General features: G+C 62.6%; 25 protein-coding genes, 2 other RNA genes and 1 pseudogene. 11 read left to right on the forward strand and 17 right to left on the reverse strand.

The window, feature by feature from the left end:
• The first annotated feature begins 73 nt into the window (after positions 1-73).
• The 6 genes from ffs (at position 74) to ssrA (ending at position 4,083) form a co-directional block, all read left to right on the forward strand.
• Positions 74-173, forward strand: an RNA gene (gene ffs, locus B5E66_RS06820) — signal recognition particle sRNA small type.
• 77 nt (positions 174-250) lie between these two features.
• The gene (gene dnaX, locus B5E66_RS06825) at positions 251-2,116 is read left to right on the forward strand and encodes a DNA polymerase III subunit gamma/tau (protein WP_087230523.1); all 1,866 of its coding nucleotides are present in this window, start codon (positions 251-253) and stop codon (positions 2,114-2,116) included.
• A gap of 20 nt (positions 2,117-2,136) precedes the next feature.
• Positions 2,137-2,481 (forward strand): YbaB/EbfC family nucleoid-associated protein, encoded by a 345-nt coding sequence (locus tag B5E66_RS06830; protein ID WP_087230526.1) that lies wholly within the window; start codon positions 2,137-2,139, stop codon positions 2,479-2,481.
• A 13-nt stretch (positions 2,482-2,494) separates the two neighbouring features.
• On the forward strand, positions 2,495-3,094 hold the full coding sequence (gene recR / locus B5E66_RS06835; RefSeq protein ID WP_087230529.1) for a recombination mediator RecR: 600 nt from the start codon (positions 2,495-2,497) through the stop codon (positions 3,092-3,094).
• Between the two features lie 97 nt (positions 3,095-3,191).
• A complete protein-coding gene (smpB, locus tag B5E66_RS06840) occupies positions 3,192-3,671 on the forward strand; it encodes an SsrA-binding protein SmpB (protein WP_087230532.1) in 480 nt (159 codons plus the stop codon).
• Positions 3,672-3,734: 63 nt separating this feature from the next.
• Positions 3,735-4,083, forward strand: a transfer-messenger RNA (tmRNA) gene (gene ssrA / locus B5E66_RS06845).
• 362 nt (positions 4,084-4,445) lie between these two features.
• Here the strand turns inward: ssrA and B5E66_RS13370 are convergent.
• From B5E66_RS13370 to B5E66_RS06865, 5 genes and pseudogenes are all read right to left on the reverse strand, one after another.
• A complete protein-coding gene (locus B5E66_RS13370; RefSeq protein ID WP_242958117.1) occupies positions 4,446-4,751 on the reverse strand; it encodes a hypothetical protein in 306 nt (101 codons plus the stop codon).
• Between the two features lie 5 nt (positions 4,752-4,756).
• On the reverse strand, positions 4,757-5,116 hold the full coding sequence (locus B5E66_RS13375; RefSeq protein WP_242958118.1) for a hypothetical protein: 360 nt from the start codon (positions 5,114-5,116) through the stop codon (positions 4,757-4,759).
• 185 nt (positions 5,117-5,301) lie between these two features.
• Positions 5,302-6,372 (reverse strand): 4-hydroxythreonine-4-phosphate dehydrogenase PdxA, encoded by a 1,071-nt coding sequence (pdxA, locus tag B5E66_RS06855; RefSeq protein WP_087230535.1) that lies wholly within the window; start codon positions 6,370-6,372, stop codon positions 5,302-5,304.
• Between the two features lie 50 nt (positions 6,373-6,422).
• Positions 6,423-6,950: a dihydrodipicolinate synthase family protein gene (locus B5E66_RS06860; protein WP_087230538.1), complete on the reverse strand. Its 528-nt coding sequence runs from the start codon at positions 6,948-6,950 to the stop codon at positions 6,423-6,425.
• A gap of 114 nt (positions 6,951-7,064) precedes the next feature.
• Positions 7,065-7,430: pseudogene (locus B5E66_RS06865) on the reverse strand (exo-alpha-sialidase); the annotation flags it as partial.
• 31 nt (positions 7,431-7,461) lie between these two features.
• On the opposite strand from B5E66_RS06865, the gene B5E66_RS06870 reads away from it, so the two are divergent.
• Together B5E66_RS06870 and B5E66_RS06875 are read left to right on the forward strand one after the other, a co-directional pair.
• On the forward strand, positions 7,462-8,991 hold the full coding sequence (locus B5E66_RS06870; protein WP_087230541.1) for a sigma 54-interacting transcriptional regulator: 1,530 nt from the start codon (positions 7,462-7,464) through the stop codon (positions 8,989-8,991).
• 41 nt (positions 8,992-9,032) lie between these two features.
• A complete protein-coding gene (locus tag B5E66_RS06875) occupies positions 9,033-10,430 on the forward strand; it encodes an alanine/glycine:cation symporter family protein (RefSeq protein WP_087230544.1) in 1,398 nt (465 codons plus the stop codon).
• 64 nt (positions 10,431-10,494) lie between these two features.
• Here B5E66_RS06875 and B5E66_RS06880 read toward each other — a convergent pair whose 3' ends face one another.
• From B5E66_RS06880 to B5E66_RS06915, 8 genes are all read right to left on the reverse strand, one after another.
• Positions 10,495-11,418, reverse strand: a complete 924-nt coding sequence (locus B5E66_RS06880; protein WP_087230547.1) for an ROK family protein — start codon at positions 11,416-11,418, stop codon at positions 10,495-10,497.
• Between the two features lies 1 nt (position 11,419).
• The gene (locus B5E66_RS06885) at positions 11,420-12,121 is read right to left on the reverse strand and encodes an N-acetylmannosamine-6-phosphate 2-epimerase (RefSeq protein WP_087230549.1); all 702 of its coding nucleotides are present in this window, start codon (positions 12,119-12,121) and stop codon (positions 11,420-11,422) included.
• Positions 12,122-12,162: 41 nt separating this feature from the next.
• Positions 12,163-12,615, reverse strand: coding sequence for a YhcH/YjgK/YiaL family protein (locus B5E66_RS06890; RefSeq protein ID WP_087230552.1), 453 nt, complete (start codon positions 12,613-12,615; stop codon positions 12,163-12,165).
• A gap of 97 nt (positions 12,616-12,712) precedes the next feature.
• A complete protein-coding gene (locus tag B5E66_RS06895; RefSeq protein WP_087230555.1) occupies positions 12,713-13,651 on the reverse strand; it encodes a dihydrodipicolinate synthase family protein in 939 nt (312 codons plus the stop codon).
• 37 nt (positions 13,652-13,688) lie between these two features.
• Positions 13,689-14,540, reverse strand: a complete 852-nt coding sequence (locus B5E66_RS06900; protein WP_087230558.1) for a carbohydrate ABC transporter permease — start codon at positions 14,538-14,540, stop codon at positions 13,689-13,691.
• A 15-nt stretch (positions 14,541-14,555) separates the two neighbouring features.
• Positions 14,556-15,380, reverse strand: a complete 825-nt coding sequence (locus tag B5E66_RS06905; RefSeq protein WP_087230620.1) for a carbohydrate ABC transporter permease — start codon at positions 15,378-15,380, stop codon at positions 14,556-14,558.
• Between the two features lie 238 nt (positions 15,381-15,618).
• Positions 15,619-16,968, reverse strand: a complete 1,350-nt coding sequence (locus B5E66_RS06910) for an ABC transporter substrate-binding protein (protein WP_087230561.1) — start codon at positions 16,966-16,968, stop codon at positions 15,619-15,621.
• Between the two features lie 229 nt (positions 16,969-17,197).
• Positions 17,198-18,058 carry a MurR/RpiR family transcriptional regulator gene (locus tag B5E66_RS06915; protein WP_087230564.1) on the reverse strand — a complete coding sequence of 287 codons (861 nt, stop codon included), beginning with the start codon at positions 18,056-18,058 and terminating at the stop codon, positions 17,198-17,200.
• A 386-nt stretch (positions 18,059-18,444) separates the two neighbouring features.
• On the opposite strand from B5E66_RS06915, the gene B5E66_RS06920 reads away from it, so the two are divergent.
• Together B5E66_RS06920 and B5E66_RS06925 are read left to right on the forward strand one after the other, a co-directional pair.
• Positions 18,445-19,107 carry a DUF624 domain-containing protein gene (locus B5E66_RS06920; protein ID WP_087230567.1) on the forward strand — a complete coding sequence of 221 codons (663 nt, stop codon included), beginning with the start codon at positions 18,445-18,447 and terminating at the stop codon, positions 19,105-19,107.
• 158 nt (positions 19,108-19,265) lie between these two features.
• The gene (locus B5E66_RS06925; RefSeq protein WP_087230570.1) at positions 19,266-19,535 is read left to right on the forward strand and encodes a hypothetical protein; all 270 of its coding nucleotides are present in this window, start codon (positions 19,266-19,268) and stop codon (positions 19,533-19,535) included.
• Between the two features lie 75 nt (positions 19,536-19,610).
• Here B5E66_RS06925 and treC read toward each other — a convergent pair whose 3' ends face one another.
• Positions 19,611-21,245 (reverse strand): alpha,alpha-phosphotrehalase, encoded by a 1,635-nt coding sequence (gene treC, locus B5E66_RS06930; protein ID WP_087230573.1) that lies wholly within the window; start codon positions 21,243-21,245, stop codon positions 19,611-19,613.
• An 86-nt stretch (positions 21,246-21,331) separates the two neighbouring features.
• Positions 21,332-22,747 (reverse strand): PTS system trehalose-specific EIIBC component, encoded by a 1,416-nt coding sequence (treP, locus tag B5E66_RS06935; RefSeq protein WP_087230576.1) that lies wholly within the window; start codon positions 22,745-22,747, stop codon positions 21,332-21,334.
• Between the two features lie 233 nt (positions 22,748-22,980).
• Here treP and treR point away from each other — a divergent pair, with 233 nt between their 5' ends.
• Complete coding sequence (gene treR / locus B5E66_RS06940; RefSeq protein WP_087230578.1) at positions 22,981-23,724, forward strand: trehalose operon repressor; 744 nt, start codon at positions 22,981-22,983, stop codon at positions 23,722-23,724.
• Positions 23,725-23,808: 84 nt separating this feature from the next.
• Here treR and B5E66_RS06945 read toward each other — a convergent pair whose 3' ends face one another.
• Together B5E66_RS06945 and fabZ are read right to left on the reverse strand one after the other, a co-directional pair.
• Positions 23,809-24,300 (reverse strand): MarR family winged helix-turn-helix transcriptional regulator, encoded by a 492-nt coding sequence (locus tag B5E66_RS06945; protein ID WP_087230581.1) that lies wholly within the window; start codon positions 24,298-24,300, stop codon positions 23,809-23,811.
• A gap of 47 nt (positions 24,301-24,347) precedes the next feature.
• Entirely contained in the window at positions 24,348-24,794 is a 447-nt protein-coding gene (fabZ, locus tag B5E66_RS06950; protein WP_087230584.1) for a 3-hydroxyacyl-ACP dehydratase FabZ, read from the reverse strand.
• Positions 24,795-24,796: the final 2 nt, after the last annotated feature.

Here is a 24,796-nt window from a genome sequence, read left to right on the forward strand (position 1 = left end):
TATCTAAAGCACCCCGGTCACCGGCGGTGCAAGCCATGTCGGACAGCGCCTTGCTGCGCGGTTTGGCATACGGATGCGGGCCCTGTACGACTGGGCCGCTGTGAACCAGGTCAGGTGGGGAACCAAGCAGCCTTAAGCGGTGTGCACGGTGCGTTTCAGCCAGCCTGCATCCGTATGCCATGCTTCGCAAGGCGGGGGTCAACCCCGCAGCGCCGTCCGATTTTTTTATCCCTGCAAAGGAGGTGCGGGTATGTATCGTGCGCTTTACCGCAAGTGGCGGCCCCAGCGCTTTGAGGATGTGGTGGGCCAGCAGGCCACCGTCACGGCCCTCAAAAATCAGGTGGCCGCCGGGCGGGTGGGCCATGCCTATCTGTTCACCGGGGTGCGGGGCACCGGCAAGACCACCTGTGCCAAGATCTTTGCCAAGGCGGTCAACTGTCTGTCCCCCCGGGAGGGCGACCCCTGCGGCCAGTGCCCGGTCTGCCGCGGCATTGACGACGGCAGCATCCTGGATGTGGTGGAGATGGACGCCGCCTCCAACAACGGCGTAGACGACATCCGGGACCTGCGGGACGAGACGGCTTACACCCCCAGTGTCTGCACCTATAAAGTGTATATCATCGACGAGGTGCATATGCTCTCCACGGCGGCTTTCAACGCCCTGCTCAAGACCCTGGAGGAGCCACCTGCCCACGTCATTTTCATCCTGGCCACCACCGAGATCCAAAAGGTTCCGGCCACCATCCGTTCCCGCTGCCAGCGGTACGACTTCACCCGCATACGCCCCGAGGATATCGCCGGCCGCGTGGCCCAGGTGGCCCGGGCCGAGGATCTCCACCTCACCGACGGCGCTGCCAGTCTGATCGCCAGACTGGCCGACGGCGCCCTGCGGGACGCTTTGTCCATCCTGGACACCTGCGCGGGGGTCACCGGGCAGATCGATGAAGGGGTGGTCCGGCAGATGGCCGGGGTCACCGACCGGGGGTATCTGTTCCGGATGTCCGACGCCATCGCCGCCCGGGACCCGGCTTCGGCCCTGGCCCAGCTGGCCGCCCTGCGGCAGCAGTCGGTGGACGTCAAACGCCTGACCGAGGAGCTGATCGCCCATTACCGCAGCCTGATGCTGGCGGCGCTGCCCGGCGGCCGGGAACTGCTGAGCGGCGTCAACCCCGACGAGGAAGCCCTCTATCTGGAAAAAGGCCCCGCCCTGGGCCGCCGTGAGGCGGTGCGGGCCATCCGGGCCCTGGGCGCCGCCCTGGAGCATATGTCCCGGGGCAGCGACCAGCGCATCGAACTGGAACTGGCCCTGTTTTCCCTGACCGAACCGGCCTCCCAGCCGGCCGCCTCTTCCCTGCCCCTGGCGCAGCAGCCGGCGGCGCAGCCCCAGAAAGAGGTTCCACGGCCCTTTGTCCGTGCGCCGGTGACCCAAGCTGCGCCCCCTGAGACGCCCCAGCCCACGGCGGCGCAGACATCCGAACCATCCCAGCCTGCGGCAGCCCAGGCGCCCGAAGCGCCTTCGCCCGCGGCTGTTCCGGCCCCTGCGGCGCCTTCCGAGGCGGACTATCCGCCCTGGGAGACCGGGCCTGTATCCGAATCGCCGCAGCCCGAACCGGTGGCCCCGGCTGTCCCTGCAGAGGAGGCCGTTCCGGAAGAACTTCCGCCCCCGGAGCCGCAGGAGGCGCCGCCTCCCCCGCCCTATGAACCGGCGGCGCCCGGCGCCTACCCCGCAGATCCCCAGCTGGATAAGCCCCGCAAGGTGGCCGGCGAGGGCATCCAGCCCTATCCCTACTGGTCCGATGTAGTGGCGCGCATCCAGTCCACCGACCCCATGCTGTATGGCTATCTGAAAAAATCCAAAGCCTATTTCGACGGGGTGCGGGTGCTGATCGACGGGGGCAAGACCTTCCGGGATTTCATCCGGGCCAACAAAAACAGCCAGCGGCTGATCAAAAAGCTCATCGCCGACGTGTCGGGCATCCGGGTGCCCATCGGCCCCTATGAGCCTGAGAAGGCTCCCGACCATCCCCGGGCCAGCGCCGAGGAATCCCTGCACAAGCTGGAGGCCCTGGGCCTGGATGTCACCATCCAGGACACCGCACGCCGGCACACGACCTGATTTGAGGAGGAACATCTGTTATGAAAGCAAGAATGCCCGGCGGCTATGGCCGCCCCGATATGAGCAGCCTGATGCGTCAGGCCCAGAAGATGCAGAGCGATATGCAGGCCAAGCAGGCCGAGCTGGAGCAGACCGAGTACACCGCCAGCGCCCCCGGCGAGATGGTCACGGTGCGGATGAACGGCAAGCACGAGGTGCTGGAAGTGACCATCAAGCCCGAAGCTGTGGACCCCGATGACGTGGAGATGCTCCAGGACCTGGTGGCTGCCGCCGTCAATGCCGCCGTGCAGACGGTGGACAAGGCGGCCGCAGACGCCATGGGCCAGCTGACCGGCGGGCTGAACATCCCCGGCCTGGGCCTGTAACGGGGGCCCGGACATGAACAATTCCGCCGCGCCTCTGGAGACGCTGATCGATGAGCTGAAGCGGCTGCCAGGCATCGGGGACAAGAGCGCCACCCGCCTGGCCTACCAGCTGATGAATCTGTCGGAGCAGCAGACCGAAAACCTGGTACAGGCCATCCGCGGGGTGCATGTCAAGCTGAACCGCTGCTGCCAGTGCCAGAATTATACCGAGGGCGATACCTGCCCCATCTGCGCCGATCCCAGCCGGGATCACACCACCATCTGCGTGGTGGAGACCCCCCGGGATGTCCAGTCCATCGAGCGCACCCGGGAGTACCGGGGCCTGTACCATGTGCTGTACGGTCTCATCAACCCGGTCAAGGGCATCGGGCCCGAAAACCTGACCATCCGCCAGCTGCTGGCCCGCCTGACAGACGACCAGGTCAAGGAGGTCATCATGGGGCTGCCTCCCAGCGTGGAGGGAGACGCTACCTCGGTCTACCTGGCCCGCACCATCAAACCTTTGGGCGTACGCACCACCCGCCTGGCCTCGGGCCTGGCAGTGGGTTCTCGTCTGGAGCAGGCCGACCGTCAGACCATTTTCCGCGCCCTGGAGGGCCGCCACGATCTGTAAACGTTTACACTCCGTCCACAAAAACGCCCTTGCACTTTTGCAAAGTTGTGGTACAATATCTTACACCGAAGGCTCATCATGAAAGGAGGCGCGTTGTATGCCTGTCAAGGAGCGGCCGGCCACCAAGACCATCGCAACCAACCGGGAAGCGCGCCACGAATATTTCGTGATCGAGGCGCTGGAGACCGGCATCGAACTGAAAGGCACCGAGGTAAAAAGCCTGCGGGCCGGCGGCGTCAATTTGAAGGACAGCTGGGTGGACATCGAAGAAGGCGAGCTTCTGGTCAAAGGGATGCATATCACCCCCTACGACCACGGCAACATCTTCAATGCCGATCCCATGCGCCAGCGGCGGCTTCTGGCCCACAAAAGCGAGATCCGCCGGCTGGGGCAGCAGTGCAAACTGCAGGGCTACACTCTTGTGCCCCTGTCCCTCTATTTCAAGCACGGGCGCGTCAAGGTGGAGCTGGGCCTGTGCAAAGGCAAAAAGCTCTACGACAAGCGGGCCGACGCCGCCAGGCGGGATGCCAAACGCACCATCGACCGCGCTTTGAAAACCAACGGACGTTTTGAATGAACAACACCGGGCAGCTATGCCCCTTTCGCAGTCACCTTCCCCGCGCCTTTGGGCGCGTATCATGGGGGCGTAAAGGTTTCGACGGGGGGTGCGAGGCCTGGGCAGCGGGTAGCAGCGGGGGACCTGCTCTAAAATCCTCCAAAAAACGAACTGACAACAATAGAACTCAGTTGCTCGCAGCCTGAGTGCTGCGCGTTCCGCCCACATTTGTGTCGTGTGGGGCCGGGGCGTCCTTTAGACACAGCACGTGAACGGACTTAAGCTTTGCGGACCGTCATGAACTCATGAAGCTACTGAAGCGTTAGCCTGGCGACCGGCGTGACGCGGAGGGAATGTTGTAGATCGCCTGCACCCGGAGATACCCACGCTGAACGCCTTTCGGACATGGGTTCGACTCCCATCGCCTCCACCACAAGAAAGCAGCCTAGGAACGCAAGTTTCTGGGCTGCTTTTTTTGCTTTGACCACACTTTTGACCACACCTGTAATACCGTCAGCTGTATGCCGTCGGCTTTTCCTCCATCGGGCGTTTGCATTATTCTTCCTAACAAATCCTTACAAATTACATACTAGATAGTTTTCTAACAGTATTCGCTGTTCTTATCGTTAGCTTTGTACTGATAAAGGATGGTTCGTAATTGGTCCATCCAGGCACAAAAATGCCGGGGCGCAGCCAATCGGGCGGCGCTCCCGGCAAGGGGGGATCGATCCTGCGAATCGTATGGGGTGCGGGCCTGCGGGAACCGTCCGGTCCGGCACCGAAGATGCAGGGTGTTCAGCGCATGGGGAAGATCAGGACTGCGCCGATGGTCAAAGCCAGCAGGCGGATGAAATACTGGGGAATGGTGAACTTCCAGAACTCACCGATCTTGTAGTTGCCGGTGCCCATGATCATGGCGGGCATACCGTCGATGGGCAGGAAGTGTCCGCACCAGCCCGAGATGACGATGGCTGCGGCCGCAGCGGTGGGGTCCAGGCCCAGGTTCATGCAAGTGGCAATGGCCATGGGGGCAAAGACATACACCGTGCCGATGGTGGAACCGGTCAGAGTGGCCAGCACGCTGGTCAGGATGCAGAACACAAAGATCAGAAGGAGAATTTGACCAGGTTGACATCCGAAGAAGCCCCTGCGCTCTGCAAAACCGCAATGACGATGCCATATTGCAGGGCGGTGTTGAAGGGCAGCAGCGGGTGGTTGGCCGCAAAGCCTGCGGGCATCAGAACCCTGGAGGGGGGAAGGCTGCGGGAGTCGGGCAGGTTGGACAACAGGCCGATGACCAGCACATAATATGCGGTGGAGCCGGTGCCAAACAGGCTGCATCCCAGCATGACGATCAGGATCAGCAGCACATAGGCCAGGAAACCGCCTTTGCTGGCCATCTTGAACAGGGCGTCCTTGAACTTGATGATGAAGCTTGTCTTTTGCAGCGCCGCGATGATGGCCATGAACGAGGCGAGCATCACACAGTTCGGTTTGAAAAGGCAAACCTTCTCTCCCCCTATTCCGGTCCGGCGCCGCACCGGCGTTCCGTTCTGGAATAGGCGGCAAAAAGGTCCCGCCCGGGCGGCAGACGTCCAGGCGGGACCTTTGCAGGCAACGGCGCGATGGACCGAAGCAAAGCGGTTCCAGATCAGTTTTTGCAGCCGTTGGCCATACGGATGGCATAGTCGATGGCGTTGACCAGGCTCAGCTCGTTGCTGGTGCCCTTGCCCGCCAGGGCAAAGCCGGTGCCATGGTCCACACTGGTGCGGATGATGGGCAGGCCCAGGGTGACATTGACCCCTTCCACAGCCTTCCATGCCTGTTTTTCGCGGTCGTAGACAAACCCCACCGTCTTGAGGGGGATGTGTCCCTGGTCGTGGTACATACAGACCACAATGTCATACCAGCCGCCCAGCGCCTCGCTGAAAACGCTGTCGGGCGGGATGGGGCCGATGGCATTGATTCCTTCGGCTTTGGCGGCCTGGATGGCGGGGGTGATCTCCTGGATCTCCTCGGTGCCGAACAGGCCGTTTTCGCCGCAGTGGGGGTTCAGGCCGGCCACCGCCACCCGCGGGGTTTCGATCCCCATATCCTTGCAGGCCTGGTGGGCGATCTCGATCACCTCCAGCACCCGGTCCTTTTTGACCCGGTCGCAGGCCTCCCGCAGGGAGCAGTGGGTGGACACATGCACCACCCGCAGGTCGTGGTGGGCCAGCATCATGGTGTATTTTTTGGTGTGGGTGTAGGTCGCATAGATCTCGGTGTGGCCGTCAAAATGGGTGTAACCGTCCGAGTTTGCGCCCCCGGCGGCCTCCAGAACCTTGTTCATGGCCTCTTTGTTCAGGGCGTTGGTGCAGGTGGCGTCCACCTCCCCGTCCATGGCCAGCTGGATCACCTTGCGCACGCACTGGAAAGCCGCATTGCCTCCTTCCAGGCTCACCTTGCCCAGCTCAAACTTGTCCACATCCGCGATCAGCTCCAGGTGGAGCACGTCGATGGTGCCGGGGGTGAACAGAGCGTCGCTCACCTTCTCACAGCGGTGGATCCGGATGTCGGGCCGGCCCACAAAGCCCCGGGCCTGCTCCAGCATTTTGGCGTCCCCCACCACGATGGGGCGGCACCGGTCGTACAGGTCGGCCCGGGCCAGGGCCTTGACGGTGATCTCGGGGCCGTTGCCCGCAGGGTCGCCCATGGTGATGCCGATGATGGGTCTTGTCATATCTTACCTCTCCCTCTTTTTCTGCGAAACTGCCGGGCCGGCCTCTGCGCTCAGCACATGCCCTTTTCCGCGTTCTCCTTCAGTACCTTCTCCAGGGCCTTGATGCCTTCCTCGGGTACCTGGTTGAAGGGAGCGCGGCATTTGCCCACGTTGTAGCCCAGCATAGCCACGGCGGTCTTGACGATGGTGTTGGGGTTGCCGTACTTGAAGCAGGCGCGGAACGAAGCGATGCTGGCGTTGGCCGCCTTGGCCTCCTCGATCCTACCCTCCATGAACAGGTCATAGATGGACGCCATGGTGTGAGGGTAAACGTTGGCGCAGCCCGCAATGCCGCCGGTGCCGGCATAGACGGGCACGCGGCCGTTGCATTCCTCGATGACGGTCCGCAGCACCAGTTCCTTTTCCTTGCCGTTGAGGATGTAGCCCTCGCCGTTGGTGCCAAAGCAGAAGATGGCGTGGACGCCGCCCTCGATCTGGCGGTTGACCTGGGCCCGCAGCTCGGCCACATTGATGGACTCGTCCTCGTTCATGGGGGTGATGATCGGGGGGATGATGCCTTTGATTTCAACAGCCTTCATGGTAGATTCTCCTTTGTCTCCTGTATTTGGACGTTTTTATACGTCACATCACTTCCTGGTACAGCCTGCGGGCGTCGTCGGGGGTCACAGGGCGCATATTGTTCACCAGCAGGCGCTGCGGTTCTCATCTCCCATGTAGCCCTCGCCCCGCTCCATCCAGCGGATGATGGGGAAGGTCAGGCCGCCGTCCTCGCTCAGGGCCACCGCCACCGGGCAGCGCAGGCCGGGGTGGGAATCGGGGGTGCAGGTGGGATTGTACGCGATGGCGACCCGTCCGCTCCGGAGCTTGATGGCTCTGATGCTGGAATTGTTGTTGGGCAGCGGGGTGGGCTTGGGCTCGCTCCAGCTTTCGCCCCAGTCAAAGGACTCGCTGCGGTGGATGCGGTAGGCCTCCCGGTTGCGCATAAAGGCTACAAGGTGCCCCGGTTCCAGCTCCACCACGTTGGCGTGCACATGGCCGTAGGAACCGGGCATCATCACCATCCACAACCTGGAGGAGACCAACCGCGCTTTGGACCGGCTGCGGGAGGGCGGCTACAAAATGGTGGTCAGCGACATGGTCACCCACACCCTGGCCCGGCAGAAGGGCTTCGACGCCTTTCTCATCACCTCGGGGGTGGAGAGCCTCCACGACGCCTTCACCCAGGCCATCCAGATCAGTGACCGCTTCCGCCAGCTGCGGCGCCAGAACCAGCTGCTGGAGGGGGTGGCCCGCAGCCGCAGCGGCAACACCATCATCCTGGACGCCGCCGGCCAGCTGGCCTATGCTGCCCGGGAACAGCCCGGCGAGGCCCTGCTGTCCCTGCTGCGCTCCCGGATCCCCGATATCCCTTCCGCCGCGCCCCTGCGCTTTTTCCACAGCGACAAGGGGGAGTTCATCCGGGTCACTGCCCGCAGCCTGCGGGCCGGATGGGATCCGTATTACATCTTCCACTGCCAGCTGGCCCAGATCCCTCTGCGCAGCAGCAAAAACGGGCTGCGCTTTTTTGACGAGGCCGAGGCCGCCCAGCAGTTCATGCACAGCTTTTACAGCATCAGCGGCGCCATGGGCGCTCTGGAGGAGCCGGTCAACGCCATCGCGCCCACCCGCCAGCCGGTGATGATCCTGGGGGAAGTGGGCACCGGCAAGGAACAGATCGCACGGGCCCTCTATCTGCGCAGCCCCCGGGTGAACAGCCCTCTGGTGGTGGTGAACTGCACCCTGATGACCGACAAAAACTGGGAGTACCTGTTCAACCACTACGCCTCCCCGCTCAATGAGGGCAGCTGCACCGTCTACTTTCAAAACCTGGAGCAGCTCAGCCGTCCGTACCAGCAGGAACTGCTGGCGGTGGCCACCGAGACCAACCTGCCCCGGCGGGTCCGACTGATCTTTTCGGCGGCCTGCATGGACGGCCAGCCCCTGCCCGAACCGGTGCAGGCGCTGCGCAGCCAGCTGGGCTGCCTCACCTTGCAGCTCCCCACCCTGCGCAGCCGCCGGGACGAGCTGCCCAGTCTGGCCAGCCTCTATCTCAGCAGCCTGAACGCCGAGCTGGGCAAGCAGATCATCGGCTTTGACCCCCGGGCCACCGAACAGCTGCTGCACTACGAGTGGCCCAACAACTACACCCAGTTCAAGCAGGTGCTGCAGGAACTGGTCACCCTGACCAACTCGGCCTATATCCGGGGCAGCGTGGTGGCCGAGGTCCTGGCTCAGGAGCGCCGGTCCTGCCACACCGACCTGCCTTCCCTGCCCGCCCAGGGAGCTGCCCCGGGCGGCACCCTGGATGAGATCATCCTCAGCGCCATCCACCGCACCCTGGACGCGGTGGGCGGCAACCAGACCGCCGCAGCCAGACAGCTGGGCATCAGCCGCACCACCCTGTGGCGCTATCTGAACCCAAAGCCCGCCAAAAAACGCCGCAGGACTGAACCGGGCTGCCCGCTTTTTTGTCTATATCATCCATCGATAAAATCGATCGATTTTCCTCATTCGATTCACTTTACAAAAGCATGGTCCCTGTGCTACACTGTAAATCACGACAGTGAAGTGTCGAAATAGACCGCGCCGGTTCTGCGCGGAAGAAAGTGTGAGGAAACATCATGGCCGCCATCCAAACCATCTACAACTTTTTGTGGGGGGATATCGTGCGCATCCCCCTGCCGGGAGGCAGCACCCTGGGACTGTCTTTGCTGGTGCTGATCCTGGTGCCTGCGGGGCTGTATTTTACGGTGCGCACACGGTTTCTGCCCTTCCGCCTGTTCCCCGAGATGCTGCGCGTCACCCTGGAAAACAACAAAAAGGGAGACGACGGCATCTCAGGCGTCCAGGCCCTGATCGTCTCCACCGCCTGCCGGGTGGGCATGGGCAATCTGGTGGGCGTGGTCGCGGCCATCTCGGCCGGGGGCGCCGGGGCGGTGTTCTGGATGTGGGTGATCGCCCTGCTGGGTTCTTCCACCGCCTTCATCGAAGCCACCCTGGCCCAGCTCTACAAACAAAAAGACCCCCTTTACGGGGGATACCGGGGCGGCCCGGCCTACTATCTCCACGCCCTTTTCATCAAGCCGGGCAGCAAGCGCCGCCGTTCGGTGATGGCGTCCCTGTTTGCCCTGTCGGGCCTGGTATGCTGGTGCGGCATCAGCCAGGTCACCGGCAACTCCATCTCCTCCTCCTTTGAGAACGCCTTCCACATCCCGCCCCTCTATTCCACCATCGCCCTGGTGGCCCTGGCAGCGGTCATCGTCCTGCGCAAGCACGCCACCGTCAAGGTGCTGGACCTGATGGTGCCGGTGATGGCGGCCTGCTATTTCTTCATCACCCTGTTCATCATCCTGCGCAACATCGGGCAGGTGCCTGCCGTCTTTGCCCAGATCTTTGCCGAGGCCTTTGGTGTGCGGCAGGTGGTGGGCGGCGGCATCGGCGCGGTGATCATGAACGGCGCCAAACGAGGCCTGTTTTCCAATGAGGCGGGCTCCGGCTCGGCTCCCTGCGCCGCAGCCGCGGCCGACATCGACCACCCCGCCAAGGAAGGCCTGCTGCAGTCTCTGGGCGTGTTCATCGACACCTTGGTCATTTGCAGCTGCTCGGCCATGATCATGCTGCTGACCCCTCAGGAGCTGACCGCCGGCCTGGAGGGGATGGATCTGCTGCAAGCGGCCATGCGGTATCATCTGGGTGAGTTCGGGGTCATCTTCATCGCGGTGATCCTCTGGCTGTTCAGCTTCTCCACCTTTTTGGGTATCCTGTTTTACGCCCGGTCCAACGTGGCCTATCTCTTTGGGGACAACTGGCTGAGCCAGACGCTGTACAAGGTGCTGGCCCTGGTGATGCTGTTCGTGGGCGGGCTGGCCGCCTACCAGTTCGTATGGGACCTGGGAGACGTGGGCGTGGGCCTGATGACCATATTCAATATGGCGGCCCTGTTCCCTCTGGCGCCCAAAGCCCTGGACGCCCTGCGGGATTACGAAACCAACCGGCTGCACCAAAATACCGAACGATAAAACAAAGGGGAAGGAGCCCTGCCGCGGCAGGATCTCCTTCCCCCTTTTGGGTCTTTTGCACCGGTCAGGCGTGGTGGCGGATGAAGTAGCACACCGCGCCCACCAGGCCGGCGTCGTTGGCCAGGGCCGCAGGACGCACCTCCAGTCCCTGGGCAAAGGCGGGCATCACCCGCGCCTTGACCTGACGGGCCAGAGGCCGAATCAAGAGTTCCTCCTGGCTGCTGACGCCGCCGCCAATGAGGATCAGCTGGGGGTTGAACAGATGCACCAGCCCTGCCAGCCCTTCCGCGATCTCCACGATCCAGCTGTCCAGAAGGCGCAGCATCGCCGCGTCCCCCTGCCGGGCCGCCCCAAAGATGGCGCGGCCATTGTCCAGCCTGGGGTCCAGGCGGACGGCCTGGCGCACCAGGGCCGATGTGGACGCATAGCGCTCCCAGCAGCCCGCCGCGCCGCAGGTGCACCGCTGGCCATTGCAGGCGTGGGTGCGCATATGCCCCAGTTCACCGCCCAGGCCCCGGGCGCCTTCCAGCAGACGGCCCCCTGTCAGGACACCGCCGCCCAGCCCCGTGCCGATGGTGACGCCCAGCACGTCGGTATAGCCTTTGGCTGCACCCACCCAGGCTTCCCCCAGGATCATGCAGTTGGCGTCGTTGGCCACCGTCACAGGCAGCCCCAGGTCCGACTCCAGGACGGCGCGGATGGGAGCGCCGGGCCAGCCGGGCAGGCTCCCGCAGGTGCCCGCCACAATGCCCTGTCCGCTGTCGATCTGGCCGGTGGCCGATACGCCTGCGCCCACCGGCTGATAGCCCGCTTCCCGGCTGGCGGCCAGCATCCGGGCGGCGGCCTTCCGCACCGTCTCCAGGATGGGGGTCTGATAGTTGTCAAAGCTGACGCTGGCCTCCTGCCGCAGCAGTACCTCCCCGTTTTCTGACACCAGCCCCAACTTGACGGCGGTGCCTCCGATGTCGATTCCAAGATAGGTATTCATATCATTTCAAGTCCTTGATGGCCGCGGTGAAGCGGGCAGTGATCTCGGCGGGACGGGTGATGGCACCCCCCACCACCAGGGCAAAGGCACCCGCTTCCAGGGCCTTGCGGGCCTGCTCGGGGTAGTGGATGTGCCCTTCCGCAATGACCTTGGCCGGGCAGTTTTGAGCCAGGCGGGCAATGAAGGCAAAGTCGGTCTCGTTGATGCCCTGGGTCTCGGGGGTGTAGCCCCGCATGGTGGTGCCCACAAAGTCGGCTCCGGCCTCAGCACAGGCCATGGCCTCCTCGTCGGTGGCGATGTCCGCCATCACCAGCTGCTGGGGATACTTCGCCTTGATCTCGCGGATGAACTCCGCCGCCGTCTTGCCGTCGGGCCGCAGCGCGCTGGTTCCCTGTACGGCCAGGATATCCACCCCGCAGGCCACCAGCTCGTCCACCTCTTTCATGGTGACGGTGATGTACATGGGCGTGCCGGGATAGTCCTTTTTGATGATGCCGATGACCGGCAGGTCCACCACCTGCTTGATCTGGGTGATATCCCGCACCGTATTGGCACGGATGCCCACCGCGCCGCTCATGGCGGCTGCCTTGGCCATCAGGGGCATGACGCCGCCTTCCTTGGTGTACAGGGGCTCATGCTCCAGCGCCTGGCAGGATACGATCAGCCCATGCTGGATCTGTTTGAAAAGTGCTTCTTTTTCCATCCTGGTATTCCTCCTTTTGGGGCGTCCGAACGCCCCGCCGTTCATTCGCCCATCCGGATCTTGACCACTGCCTTGCGCAGATGGGTGCAGCCGGGGCTGATGCAGCTGGGCTTGTGGTACTCCCCGGGCAGGAAGAGGGCGAACCTCCCCTCCCCCAGCAGGCCGCTGGACTGTTCGGGCCCGGCTGCAAAGCCGCAGTCCGCCTGCCCGTCAAAGGGGGCTGTGGGCTGAGCCGTAAGGGTCCAGGCCCAGTATTCGCTGCCGGTCAGATCGATCTGCAGGTCGGCATACAGGTGATGGTACTCAAACACAGCACCCTGGGCCTCCCGCAGGTCCGCTTCCATCACGTTCACATACACGCGCCGCCCGTCGATCTCGGTGATCCCGTCCGGCAGCCCGGCCAGGTCGTGCTCCGCCAGCCAGCGGATGGCCAGATCCAGGGCCGGGTGGATGCCGCTGTAACGATCCAGGCTGCTGAGGTTGTCTGTGATCATGCTCCGTTTCCTCCCTTTTTGCAGCCAGCAACGCCCGGCGCCGCCTGCCCCTGGGGGCCGGCAGCCACCGGGCGTCTGGCACGTTTCTGCTTTTGGTTTACAGGGCGGATGCCTTGGCCACCGCCGCCTCGATCATCTGCTGGGCCTGGGCCACAACAGCCTCATCCCCGGGGACGAGGTTGGGCAGGGGCGCCCGGACGCCGCCCAGCTCCAGGCCGTACATCCGGCGCAGGATCTCTTTCTGGACGGCATACAGGTTGCCGCGGGCCTCGCACATCTTGTAGATGATGCGGTCGGCCTCGTACTGCAAAGCCCGGGCCTTGGCCATCTCTCCCTTGTGCACCAGCTCGTACATCTTCAGGAACAGCTCGGGCATGACGGCATAGGTGCCGCCGATGCCGCCGTCTGCGCCCATGGCCAGCCCCGAGACGAACTGCTCGTCGGGACCGTTGAACACCACAAAGCCGTTCTCACCGCGGGCTGCGATCCCCGCATCCTTGAACATCTGGATGTCCTGGGTGGGCATGGAGGAGTTCTTCACCGCCACCACATTGGGGTTTTCCAGCATGGTGTGCAGCAGACTCATGGTCAGAGCGGTGCCGGCCAGCTGGGGGATGTTGTAGATGACGAACTCAGTGTTGGGGGCAGCGGCGCTCATGGCGTTCCAGTACCCGGCAATCGCGTGCTCGGGCAGGTGGAAGTAGATGGGCGGGATGGATGCGATGGCATCCACGCCGCAGGCTTCGGCATGGGCGGCCAGCTCCACCGAGTCAGCGGTGTTGTTGCAGGCCACATGGGCAATGACCGTGATCTTGCCTTTGGCCTCGCTCATCACGGCCTCCAGCACGGCCTTGCGCTCATCCGGATGCTGGTAGATGCACTCCCCGGACGAGCCTCCCACGTAGACGCCCTTGACCCCCTTGGCGATCAGGTGACGGGTCAGAGCCTTGGTCCCTTCGATCGAAACATGGCCATCCTTGTCGTAGCAGGCATAGAATGCAGGAATAACGCCCTGATATTTGGTATGGTCTTTCATTGTCATACTCTCCAATCTGTAGCGGGAACCGCCGGGCTCAGCCCTTGACAGCGCCCATGGTGATGCCCTGGGTAAAGTATTTCTGGAACATCAGGAACACGGTGACGATGGGGATGGCGGCCAGCGCGGCGCCGGCCATGATGAGGCCGAAGTCCGAGGAGACTTCGCCCTGCAGGCGGGCAATACCGGTGGAGATGGTCAGCACTTCACGCCGCTGCAGCATAATCAGCTGCAGGAAGTAGTCGTTCCATGTGTTGACGAAGGTGAAGATGGCCAGGGCGCCCACGCCGGGCTTGACCATCGGGAACACAATGGAGACGAAGGTGCGCGCTTCGCTGGCGCCGTCGATGCGGGCAGCTTCCAGCATCTCGGTGGGGATGGTCTCGGAGAACTGCTTCATCAGGAAGATACCGAAGGGCCAGCCCACGGTGGGCAGGATGACGGCCAGCAGGTTGTTGTTCAGGCCAAGGGCGCTCATCTCCTGTAGCAGGGGGATGACGATGACCTGCTTGGGCAGGGCCATGGCGCACACCAGCAGGCTGAACAGGACCGTGCGGCCATAAAAGCGTTTTTTGGCCAGGGCATAGCCTGCCAGGGCCGCGGTGATGCAGGTGAGCAGCATGGCGGCCACGGCAATGATGATGGTGTTGAGCAGCCACTGGATGGCGGGCTGCTTGAACAGGCGGACGTAGTTGTCCAGGGTGGGGTTCAGCGGGAACCACTGGGGCTTCTGGGCGTTGATGGTGATGGCATCCTTCAGCGAACCGGTCAGGATCCAGTACAGGGGGAAGATGAAGAACACCGCCAGAAGAGCCAGCACGATGATCACAAAGATCTTATAGCCGCGGGATTGGCCGTCCAGGCCGGATTTTGCCTTTGCTTTGGACATATCGAACCCTCCCTATCAACCGTTGTCCGTCTGTGCGACCTTGAACTGGATCGCGGAGAAAATGGCGATGAAGATGGCCAGGACCACGCCCATGGCGTTGGCATAGCCGAAGCGCTGATAATTGTACGCCATATCGAAGATGTAGTACATCAGGGTGCTGGTGCTGCCCAGAGGGCCGCCGCGGGTCAGCAACTGGATCAGCGCAAAGCACTGGAAGCTGTTGATGGTGGTGATGACCAGCACGTACAGGGTGGTGGGCATGATCTGGGCCCATTTGATCTTCCAGAAGATCTGCAGCTTGGTGGCGCCGTCAATGGCGGCGGCCTCCTCGAGGGACCGGTCCACGTTGCCCAGGGCCGCCACATACAGCACGATGGGCTGGCCGATGGAGGTAGTGAACAGGATCATGATGATGCACCAGATGGCGGTGCGGGTGTCGCCCAGCCAGTCAAAGCCGGTGGTGCCGAAGATCTGGTTCAGCAGGCCGTTGTAGGGGTTGAACATCCATTTCCACACCACGGTGACCGCCACCGAGCCGGTGACCACCGGCAGGTAGAACACACACCGGAAGAACGAGCGCAGTTTGGAGCGCATGGGGTAGATGGCCGAGCCGACCCACAGCGAAAAGGCTGTGACCAGGGGCACCGAGACCACCACGATCAGCACGGTGTTCCACAGGGAACGGATGAAGGTCTTATCCTGGAACATCTCCACATAGTTGCTCAGGCCGGTGAAAGTGGCGGCCGAGGTGTCGATGCCCATATCCAAAAAGCTGTATACCAGGCACATGCCCATGGGTACCAGCACAAAGCCCACAAAGAACAGCAGGCTGGGCAGCATGAACAGGTAGGCGGAAATGGTCTCCCGCCTGGCCAGCACGCGGCTGGAGGCATGAGCTGTACCGTCGTTCCGGCGGTCCTTGACGGAAGTCTTTGCCACGTTGAATCCCTCCTTTGAACAAATACCGAAGCATAAAAGATGCGCCTGCCCCGGCGGGGACCAGGCGGCAGGCGCACCTTTCACTCCTTTCAGGACGGCAGGCCGTCAGCGGCAGCCGCCGCCGGCAGACGCAGGCCTTTTACGGATTGCTGGCCTCCACAAATGCGTCGGCAGCTTCCTGGGCGGGGGTGCCATTGACCATGATCTGCTGCAGCATATTGAACCAGTTCTGACGCTGTGCCGTCCAGTTGGGGGCCACATTGTAGTAATCACCCAGGTAGGGCATCAGGGCTGCGAACTCGCCCATCTGCTCGGCCTGGTCGGTGCCTTCGTACACGTCGCCCAGGGAATCCTTCACGGGGAAGAAGCCGGTCAGGCGGACGCTCTCGGCAGCCTGGTCTGCATCGTCGCAGACGAACTTGATAAAGGTCTTGGCAGCCTCAATGCGGGCGTCGTCGCCGCTGTTGAAGATGCCGAAGCCCCAGATACCGCCGCACAGCTCAGGCACGCCGTCATCGGAAGGGAATGCCATGGCATACGGGGTGAAGGTGACCTGGGAAGCATACTGGGCCTTGTTGGACGCATTCCAGCAGAAGGTGACGGCGGCGGTGCCGTTGGCGAACTGCTGCAGCTCGTCTGCTGCCTGGAAGCCGGCGTTGGCGTTCAGGCTGCGGTTGTCCACCATGCTCTTGAGCAGCTCCAGAGCCTTGACGTTCTCGGGGCTGTTGACGGTGTACTCGGTGTGCTCGGGGTTGGTGTATGTACCGGAGTAGAGGTTGTTCACCAGTGCGCGGGTGCCCTGGTCGCCGCCCTGGCCGCCGCAGTACAGGATGCCGGGCACAGCTGCCAGGCCCGAGTCACGGATGGTCTCCATGGCCTTGACAAAGTCGTCGGTGGTCCAGGTACGGGTCTCCTCGTCCAGATACTGCAGAGCGCCGGCCTGCTCAAAGACCTCATAGTTGATGGCCATGCAGTGGGTGGTCATGCACAGGGGGTACTCATAGTAAGCGCCGTTCAGCTTGCAGGCGCTGACCACAGACTCGCTGACGGCGGCGATGTCCTCCTCGGTCTCGCTCCACAGGTCGCTCAGGTCCACCATCAGGTTGTTGGCGCCCCAGTTGGTCACCAGACGCTCGGGGCCTTCCATGATGATGTCGGGGGTCTCGTTGGCGGTGATGGCCGAGGTGACCAGGTTGTCGCCGTTCTGGTAGTCCAGCGTCTCATAAGTGACGGTGATCTCAGGATGGACCGCATTGAAAGCGGCGATGATGTCATCCAGCTTGGACTCGGTGCCGCCCCAGGAACCGATGGGATAGGTCCACAGGGAGATCGACACATTGCCGCCGGATGCAGCCGTGCTGGCAGCAGTGGAACTGGCGGGGGCCGCGGTGCTGCTGGAGCTGGAACCGCCGCAGGCAGCCAACAGGCCCGCCGCGCCGGCTGCACCTGTGACCTTCAGGAAATCCCGACGTGAAATTGCTCTTTTCATAGTGTCCTCCTTTTATCTTGCCGAACTGTCCATACCGGCACTGTCCACGATCGGGCGCTCGTGTGCGCCGCCCGATCCTCTTATACATCATTTTACAAACAAGCCAGAAAGAAGTCAATACTTTTTGTGTATTTTTTTGAAAAAAATTTTCATCCGTTTTTGTTTATGATGTATCATTTTCAAAGAGGGGTAAAAAAGCCCCGGAAGGGCAAGCAGTCCCCCTTCCGGGTCAAATGTGTTTGGCAGCCAGCGCGTCGGCCACATCCCGGCGCACCTTTTCCACCTTGTCCTCCTGGCGGCGGCACACCTCGGTGAACAGCGCATCGATCAAAAACAGCTGTGCCATACGGGCCGGCACCGAGCCCAGCTGCAGCGGGCCCTCGTTGGCCCCGCACTGCAGGATCACATCCGCATAGGCGCAGGCAGGCGACTTGGGGAAATGGGTCACCAGGATGGCGGGCACGCCCCGCTGGTGAGCCAGCTCCAGCAGTTCCACCGACTCGCGGGTGGCGCCGGAATAGGAAAAGAACAGGATGGCGTCCCGGGGCGTGAGAGCGGTGACCGACACGATCTGGATGTGGGAATCGCTCAGCGCAAAAAAGCTCATGCCGGCCGTGGCAAAGATGTGGGCCGCCTCCTCTGCCATGATCATCGAACCGCCCTGGCCCATGCACAGCACCTTGTCCGCCCGGGTCAAAAGGTCGGCCGCCCGGATGATCTCCTCCGGCCGGATCAGGGTCAGGGTCTGGGAGATGGCGTCTACCTCGGCGCCGTACAGCTTATGGCACATCTCCTGGATGTCATCGTCCGGGGTCACTTCGCCGCTGAGGAACGGGATGCCCCGGCGCCGGGCCACGTTGTTGGCCAGGGCCAGCTTGAAGGCATTGTATCCCTTATACCCCAGCTTGCGGCAAAACCGGGTGATGGTGGCCTCGGCCACGCCGCTGGCTTCGGCCAGGTCTGAGATGGACATGATCTGTGTGCCCGGCTGATGGTCGGTGATGTAGTCCGCCACCTTCCGTTCCGAGGTTGTCAGCTGGTAATATTCGGCGCTGATCCGTTCCATAACGTTGCGTAAATCGGTGGACATGAAGGACCTCCTTTTCTGTGTTGGCACGGCTGCACCCGCCGGCAGCCGCGGCTTCTCCTCCGCCCGGCGCACGCCCGGGCGGCCGGTCCTGTACAGGGGCGTCCCCCACCCCGCCGGAATGGACGGCCCTGCACGGTATCCAATAAAATAGTACCATGTTTGCGGCCCGTTTGCAAACCTCAAGGGGCAAAGAAGTACAAAAAATATCCCAAAAATGTCAAAAAACAGCTTGCGTCCGATCCCAGCTTTGCAAATTCCGCATGGATTTGAAAAAAATTTTCAATTTTCCTCTCTTTTCCCCCTCCGGCGGGTGACATTTGCTCCCGGATATGATAGTATGGTAACAAGCGCTCCCCTTCTGGGCGCAATGGAAGGAGACTTATCGTATGTCTGGCGGCATCTTCAACCCCGAGAACCGGTTCTGGCAAACCCTGGACCATCTGTCCGACTTTCTGATCCTCAGCCTGCTGTGGCTGCTGTGCTCGCTCCCCCTGGTGACGGTGGGGGCGGCCACCGCCGCCCTCTACGATGCGGTGGCCCACTGTGTGCGCGGCCCCGAGACCCTGCCCTGGCGGCGGTTTTGGCAGACCTTCAAGCGGGAGCTGCCCTGCGCCTGCATCGTCACCCTGGCCTGGGGCGCATTGCTGATGCTGCTGGCCAACGCCCTGCTGCTGATCCGGACTGCGGTGACGGCCGGTGCTCCGGGCGCCGTGGCGGTGCTGCTGTTCTGCCTGGTCCTGATGATCCTGCCGGTGGGGGCGGCCTGCTGGATGTTCCCCCTGCTGTCCCGGTTCGACTTCCGTCCGGTGGGGCTGATGCTCACCGCCCTGCGGCTGACCGTGGGCTGCCTGCCCCGCACCCTGGGCCTTGTGGCGGTCCTGTTGGTGTCGGCGCTGCTGGTGCGGACCCTTTTGATCCCCATCGTGCTTGTGCCGGGGGTGGCAGCCTGGCTGTTCGCCGCCCTGCTGGAACCGGTGTTCCGCCGCTACCAGGCCCCCTCTGAGGAGGATGACCCGGAGGACCCCGACGAGGACGCCCCCGACGTATGATCCCATACAGCAAAAGGCCCCGGCCGGACGGCGCGTGCGTCCAGCCGGGGCTTTTTTGTTGGGAGCGTTACAGGGCGCCGCGCTGCACATTGCAGTCTGGACAATCCCGCGCCCGCGCTGTATACTGGAGAAAAAGAGGAAACGGAGGGGGCTGCCTTATGCTGGATCTCATCGGCGATGTATTGGAATTTTTCCTGGTGGAATGGTTTGACTGGATGCGCGAAAAGCACAAGGTCGCCTGGGTGCTGCTGGAAGTGGGCGTTCTGGTGCTGGTGGGCGGCTGCGCGGTTCTCTGCCTGCTGGGCGGCGCCGTGGTGCAGGGGGTTCTGCTGGCTCTGGTGAGCCTGGCCTGGCTGACCCTCTTTCTGTATGCGCTGCGGCGCACCCCCACCGACCAGCACATCCAAAAAGGGGGACGGCGGGAATGAAGGCCGCCGCCTTCCCCGACAACGCAGAAACGGACCGGCGCATCACGCACCGGTCCGTTTTTTCGGGTCGTTTTTTCAGCCCAGGCTGAGCACCAGCGCCTCATAGGGGCGCAGGGCGGCGGCAGGGGCCGCGTCGGGGTAGTTGCCCAGCAGCACCCCGGCGTCCTGCCACGGTGCAGGCAGCTGTACGGGGGCCTCATGGCCGGTCAGGTTGCACAGCACCAGCAGCTGGCTGTCTCCATCCCAGCGGCGGTAAGCCAGCAGGTCCGGGTCGTCTTTGTACAGGAATTCGATCTGTCCCTCGCTGATCACCCGGTGCTGCTTGCGCAGGGCCACCAGCTTTTTGTAATAGCTGTAAACCGAGTCCGGGTCGTCCACCTGGGCGGCGGCGTTGATGGCGGGGTAATTGTCCACCACGCCGATCCAGGGGGTTCCGGTGGTAAAGCCTGCATGGGCTGTGCCGTCCCACTGCATGGGGGTGCGGCCGTTGTCCCGGCTGCGCTGCTGGATGATCTCCATTGCCTCGGCGGAGCTCTTGCCCTGCTGCTGCAGGATCTGGTAATAGTTCAGGCTCTCCACATCCCGGTACTGGTCGATGGACCGGAAGTGGCAGTTGGTCATCCCGATCTCCTCCCCCTGGAAGATATAGGGGGTGCCCCGCATCAGATGGGTGGCGGTACCCAGCATCTTGGCGCTCTCTTTCCAGTACCTGCCCTCATCCCCAAAGCGGCTGACCGCCCGGGGCTGATCGTGGTTGCACCAGAACAAAGCGTTCCAGCCGTGGCCGGCCTGCATCCCCTCCTGCCACTGGGCAAAGAGGTTTTTCAGGGCCATGTGGTCGGCGGGCATCAGGGCCCACTTGTCCCCGTTCCTGTAGTCCACCTTCAGGTGGTGGAAGCTGAAAGTCATGGTCAGTTCATGGCGGTCCGGGTCGGTGTAGCCGATGCAGTTTTCCAGGCTGGTGGAGGACATCTCCCCCACCGTGATCATCCCGTCAATGCCTCCGGCGGCCACCAGCTCCTGCAGATAGCGGTGGACGTTGCGCCCGTCGGTATAGAACCGGCGGCCGTCCCCCTGGTGGTCGTCCTCATACACCTCGGGTTTGGAGATCAGGTTGACCACATCGAACCGGAACCCCTTGATCCCCTTGTCCTTCCAGAAGCGGAGGATGCCGGCCAGCTCGGCCCGCACCTCGGGGTTTTCCCAGTTCAGGTCGGCCTGGGTGACATCGAACAGGTGCAGATACCACTTGCCCAGCGCGGGCAGATACTCCCAGGCGGGACCGCCGAACTTGGACACCCAGTTGGTGGGGATCTTGTCGGGGCTGCCGTCCTTGAAGATGTAGTAATCCTGGTATTTCCGGTCCCCTGCCAGGGCTTTCTGGAACCACGGATGGGCGGTGGAGGTATGGTTGAACACCATATCCAGCATCAGGCCGATGCCCCGCTTGTCCGCCTCGCGGATCAGGGTCTCCAGGTCCTCCATGGTGCCAAAGCGGGGGTCGATGGCCCGGTAATCGGCCACGTCATAGCCGTTGTCCCGCTGGGGCGAGGGAAAGAAAGGAGTCAGCCAGAGGTAGTCCACCCCCAGGTCTTTCAGGTAGTCCAGCCTGGCGGTGACGCCAGGCAGATCCCCCAGACCGTCCCCGTTGGTGTCACAGAAGGACTTGGGATAGATCTGATACACCACTTTGTCGTGAAAGTTTGCCATGATCGCACTTCCCTTCTTGTATCATCGTTGCTTCTTATCATTTGCCCCGCCGCCCTCTTGGCGCAGCGGCGGATCCGGCTCACACATCAGGCGACGCCCTTTTTCTTGCCCATGATGACGGTGAGGACAAAGGGGATCACAATGGCGATGACCATGCAGATGGCAAAGCTGAGCATCGAGGCGGGCTGGATGGACAGGATGCCGGGCAGGCCGCCCACGCCCACCGAGTTTGCGGTGGTGGAGGTGGCGGTGCAGACCACGCCGGCGATGGCCGAGCCGATCATGCCGCAGAGGAAGGGGAAGTTATACTTGAGGTTGACGCCGAACATGGCCGGCTCGGTAACGCCCAGATAGCAGGAGATGCAGGAGGGCACGTTGACTTCCTGGGCGGCTGCGTTCTTGCGCTGGAGGTAGATCATGCCAAGGACGGCCGAGCCCTGGGCGATGTTGGACAGGGCGATCATGGGCCACAGCATGGTGCCGCCGAAGTCGGCTACCAGCTGCAGGTCGATGGCGTTGGACATATGATGCAGGCCGGTGATGACCAGCGGCGCATACACAAAGCCAAAGATGGCGCCGAAGATGACGCGGAAGGGGCCGGAGATGCCGGCATAGACCGCCGAGGAAACCGCCGAGCCGATGGCCCAGCCGATGGGGCCCAGCACAAAGTGGGCGGCCATCACCGACAGCACCAGGCTGCAGAAGGGCACCACGATCATCGAGATGACCGCCGGGCAGATCCTGCGGAAGAACTTTTCAAGGTAGACCAGGGTGAAGGCCGCCAGCATGGCGGGGATGACCTGGGCCTGGTAGCCGATCATGTTCACCTGCACAAAACCGAAGTCCCACTTGGGGATGTCGGCGGCGGCGGTGGTCGCCACCGAGTAGGCGTTCAGCAGCTGGCCGGACACCAGAGTCAGGCCCAGCACAATGCCCAGGCTCTCGGTGGTGCCCATCTTTTTGGTCACCGACCAGCAGATGCACACCGGCAGCATATGGAAGATGGCCTCGCCGATCAGCCACAGGAAGCTGTCTACGCCGCTCCAGAACTGGCTGACCTCGACCAGGGTCTTGGTGCCGTTCTCCAGCAGGTACATGCTGTCGATGCAGTTGCGGAAGCCCAGGATCAAACCGCCGGTGATCATAATGGGGATCAGCGGCGCAAAGATCTCGGCCAGGGCGCTCATCACCTTCTGGGCGCGGTTCTGGTTCTGTTTGGCCGCGCTCTTGACGGCGTCCTTCGAGACGCCCTCGATGCCCGACACGGCCACGAAGTCATTGTAGAAGTCGTTGACCGTGTTGCCGATGATGACCTGGAACTGCCCCGCCTGGGTAAAGGTGCCCTTGGCCGATTTGATCTTCTCGATGCGGGGCACATCTGCCTTGGCCGGGTCGTTGAGCACAAAGCGCATCCGGGTGACACAGTGCGACACCGCTGCAATGTTCTCCCTGCCGCCCACTGCCGCCAGCAGTTCTCTGGCGTCCTCTTGGTATTTGCCCATGAAAACATCCTCCTTCAACACACCGCGAACCTGTTCAGTTTTTTGAACATGTTCACATCCATTTCGTTCACGGCCCGATTGTAGCATCTTTGGGAAGTCAAGTCAATGCGCGGGCAATATTTTGGCATTGTTACAGCACTTTTTCAGAGCTTGGCACAAACGCAGACCTTGTAATTTATAAGGTTTTACTGTATACTAAGGTCAAACATTTGAACATGTAGGAGGTGTTTTGGATGCCCAAGGCAAAATTTGAGGGCATTTACCGCAGCATCAAGCAAAAGATCGAGGCGCAGGATTTTCCCTACCAGTCTCTCCTGCCCGCCGAGAGCGAGCTGATCGCCGCCTATGGCTGCGCCCGCAATACACTGCGCCGCGCCCTGGCCGAGCTGACCGCCGACGGCTATCTCCAGCCCATCCAGGGCAAGGGGGTGCGGGTGATCTGGCGGCCCGTGGGCAAGACCGCGTTTCTGATCGGGGTGATCGAGAGCTTCCAGGAGACGGCTGCCCGCAACCACCTGCGCACCGTCACCAAGGTGGTGCAGTTCGAGCAGGTATCCGCCGACGAGCGGCTGGCCTCTCAGAGCGGCTTTATGGTGGGCGAGCCCCTGTGGGCCATCCAGCGGGTGCGCTACCTGGACGGCAAGGCCCTCATCCTGGACTGCAACTACTTTTCCCAGGACATGGTGCCGGGCCTGACCGCCGACATCGCCGCACGCTCCATCTATGAGTACATCGAGAAGGTACTGCATGTGCGCATCACCACCACCAAGCGGAAGGTGACGGTGGAGCGGGCCACCACCCGGGACGAGGAGCTGATGGACCTGAACGGCTACGACAGCGTCGTGGTGGTATCCAGCATGACCTTCGATGCCGACGGCCTGCTGCTGGAGTACACCCAGTCCCGCCACCAGCCCGAATATTTCTGCTTCCAGGACACGGCCACCCGCCGCCGCCAGATCCCCGCCGGGGAGGAATGAACAAAAAAACAGCGAGGCCGGCCGCCCCTTCCCTTTCCGGTTGGGGCGGTCCCTCGCTGTTTTGTTTTGTGCGGATGGGCGCGCTTACGACCGGGGCCCGTCGTCCTCCTTCTGCATCCTGCTGACGTAGGCAGCGGAGGGGTCGTCGTCCGACAGGGGCAGCAGCTCCTCGCTGATCACCGACAGCATCTCTCCAAACTTGGCGCACTCCTCGGGGGTAAAGCGCTCCCGGATGCGGGCCACTGCGCTCTGCACCCGGTCCCCTGCCCCGCAGTATGTCTCATACTTGCGGGTGACGTGCAGGATGTATTCCCGCTTGTCCTGGGCCGAACGGGTCTTTTCCACATAGCCCTTGCGCACCAGGCTGTTGATCTTGTAGGCTGCATTGGGGATGGACACGTGCATGAACGCCGCAAATTCGTTGACGGTGGGGCTGCCCAGAGCCCGGATGGCCTCGGCGGCAAAGATCTCCGCCGCTGTCAGGCCGGTCTCCTGGTCCTGGAAGCGGGCAAAAAGCTCGTGGTAAAAGCGGAGGGTGAACTCCTTATATGCTGTTTTTACGATCTGTTCCAGCATTCTGCTCCTCCCACAGGGCCTGGGCCGCGCCGCGGTCCCTGTCGTTGTCAGGTACACTCGGGGCCTTTCACCAGCGCAAAGGTCAGCTCGGCGGTGGCCACCACCTGGCCGTCCACCTCTGCTTTGGCCTCACCGATCCCCACAGGGCCCTTCTGCTTGGTCAGGGTGCAGGTGATCTCCAGCACGTCGCCGGGGGTCACCTGGCGGCGGAACCGTGCGTTCTTGATGCCGCCGAACAGGGCCAGCTTGCCCTTGTTTTCCGGCATGGACAGCAGGGCCACGCCGCCCACCTGGGCCATTGCCTCCACGATCAGCACGCCGGGCATCACATGGTACTGGGGAAAATGTCCCTGGAAAAAGGGCTCATTGACGGTGACGCACTTGATGCCCTTGGCCCACTTGCCGTCCTCACCGTCCACGATGCGGTCCACCAGGGCAAAGGGATAGCGATGGGGCAGGATCTTGGCGATCTCGTCGGAATTGTACTTCATCATAC

Origin of the sequence: Faecalibacterium sp. An121 (assembly GCF_002160915.1) — a bacterium.
Classification (GTDB): Bacteria; Bacillota; Clostridia; order Oscillospirales; family Ruminococcaceae; genus Faecalibacterium; species Faecalibacterium avium.

Bases quoted from the DNA above. Each gene is read 5' to 3' on its own strand.
- dnaX (WP_087230523.1), top strand. From the start codon at position 251: ATGTATCGTGCGCTTTACCGCAAGTGGCGGCCCCAGCGCTTTGAGGAT.
- B5E66_RS06830 (WP_087230526.1), top strand. From the start codon at position 2,137: ATGAAAGCAAGAATGCCCGGCGGCTATGGCCGCCCCGATATGAGCAGC.
- recR (WP_087230529.1), top strand. From the start codon at position 2,495: ATGAACAATTCCGCCGCGCCTCTGGAGACGCTGATCGATGAGCTGAAG.
- smpB (WP_087230532.1), top strand. From the start codon at position 3,192: ATGCCTGTCAAGGAGCGGCCGGCCACCAAGACCATCGCAACCAACCGG.
- B5E66_RS13375 (WP_242958118.1), bottom strand. From the start codon at position 5,116: ATGGCCATCATCGCGGCGCTGCAAAAGACAAGCTTCATCATCAAGTTC.
- pdxA (WP_087230535.1), bottom strand. From the start codon at position 6,372: ATGACAAGACCCATCATCGGCATCACCATGGGCGACCCTGCGGGCAAC.
- B5E66_RS06860 (WP_087230538.1), bottom strand. From the start codon at position 6,950: ATGAAGGCTGTTGAAATCAAAGGCATCATCCCCCCGATCATCACCCCC.
- B5E66_RS06875 (WP_087230544.1), top strand. From the start codon at position 9,033: ATGGCCGCCATCCAAACCATCTACAACTTTTTGTGGGGGGATATCGTG.
- B5E66_RS06880 (WP_087230547.1), bottom strand. From the start codon at position 11,418: ATGAATACCTATCTTGGAATCGACATCGGAGGCACCGCCGTCAAGTTG.
- B5E66_RS06885 (WP_087230549.1), bottom strand. From the start codon at position 12,121: ATGGAAAAAGAAGCACTTTTCAAACAGATCCAGCATGGGCTGATCGTA.
- B5E66_RS06890 (WP_087230552.1), bottom strand. From the start codon at position 12,615: ATGATCACAGACAACCTCAGCAGCCTGGATCGTTACAGCGGCATCCAC.
- B5E66_RS06895 (WP_087230555.1), bottom strand. From the start codon at position 13,651: ATGAAAGACCATACCAAATATCAGGGCGTTATTCCTGCATTCTATGCC.
- B5E66_RS06900 (WP_087230558.1), bottom strand. From the start codon at position 14,540: ATGTCCAAAGCAAAGGCAAAATCCGGCCTGGACGGCCAATCCCGCGGC.
- B5E66_RS06905 (WP_087230620.1), bottom strand. From the start codon at position 15,380: ATGCTGCCCAGCCTGCTGTTCTTTGTGGGCTTTGTGCTGGTACCCATG.
- B5E66_RS06910 (WP_087230561.1), bottom strand. From the start codon at position 16,968: ATGAAAAGAGCAATTTCACGTCGGGATTTCCTGAAGGTCACAGGTGCA.
- B5E66_RS06915 (WP_087230564.1), bottom strand. From the start codon at position 18,058: ATGTCCACCGATTTACGCAACGTTATGGAACGGATCAGCGCCGAATAT.
- B5E66_RS06920 (WP_087230567.1), top strand. From the start codon at position 18,445: ATGTCTGGCGGCATCTTCAACCCCGAGAACCGGTTCTGGCAAACCCTG.
- B5E66_RS06925 (WP_087230570.1), top strand. From the start codon at position 19,266: ATGCTGGATCTCATCGGCGATGTATTGGAATTTTTCCTGGTGGAATGG.
- treC (WP_087230573.1), bottom strand. From the start codon at position 21,245: ATGGCAAACTTTCACGACAAAGTGGTGTATCAGATCTATCCCAAGTCC.
- treP (WP_087230576.1), bottom strand. From the start codon at position 22,747: ATGGGCAAATACCAAGAGGACGCCAGAGAACTGCTGGCGGCAGTGGGC.
- treR (WP_087230578.1), top strand. From the start codon at position 22,981: ATGCCCAAGGCAAAATTTGAGGGCATTTACCGCAGCATCAAGCAAAAG.
- B5E66_RS06945 (WP_087230581.1), bottom strand. From the start codon at position 24,300: ATGCTGGAACAGATCGTAAAAACAGCATATAAGGAGTTCACCCTCCGC.
- fabZ (WP_087230584.1), bottom strand. From the start codon at position 24,794: ATGATGAAGTACAATTCCGACGAGATCGCCAAGATCCTGCCCCATCGC.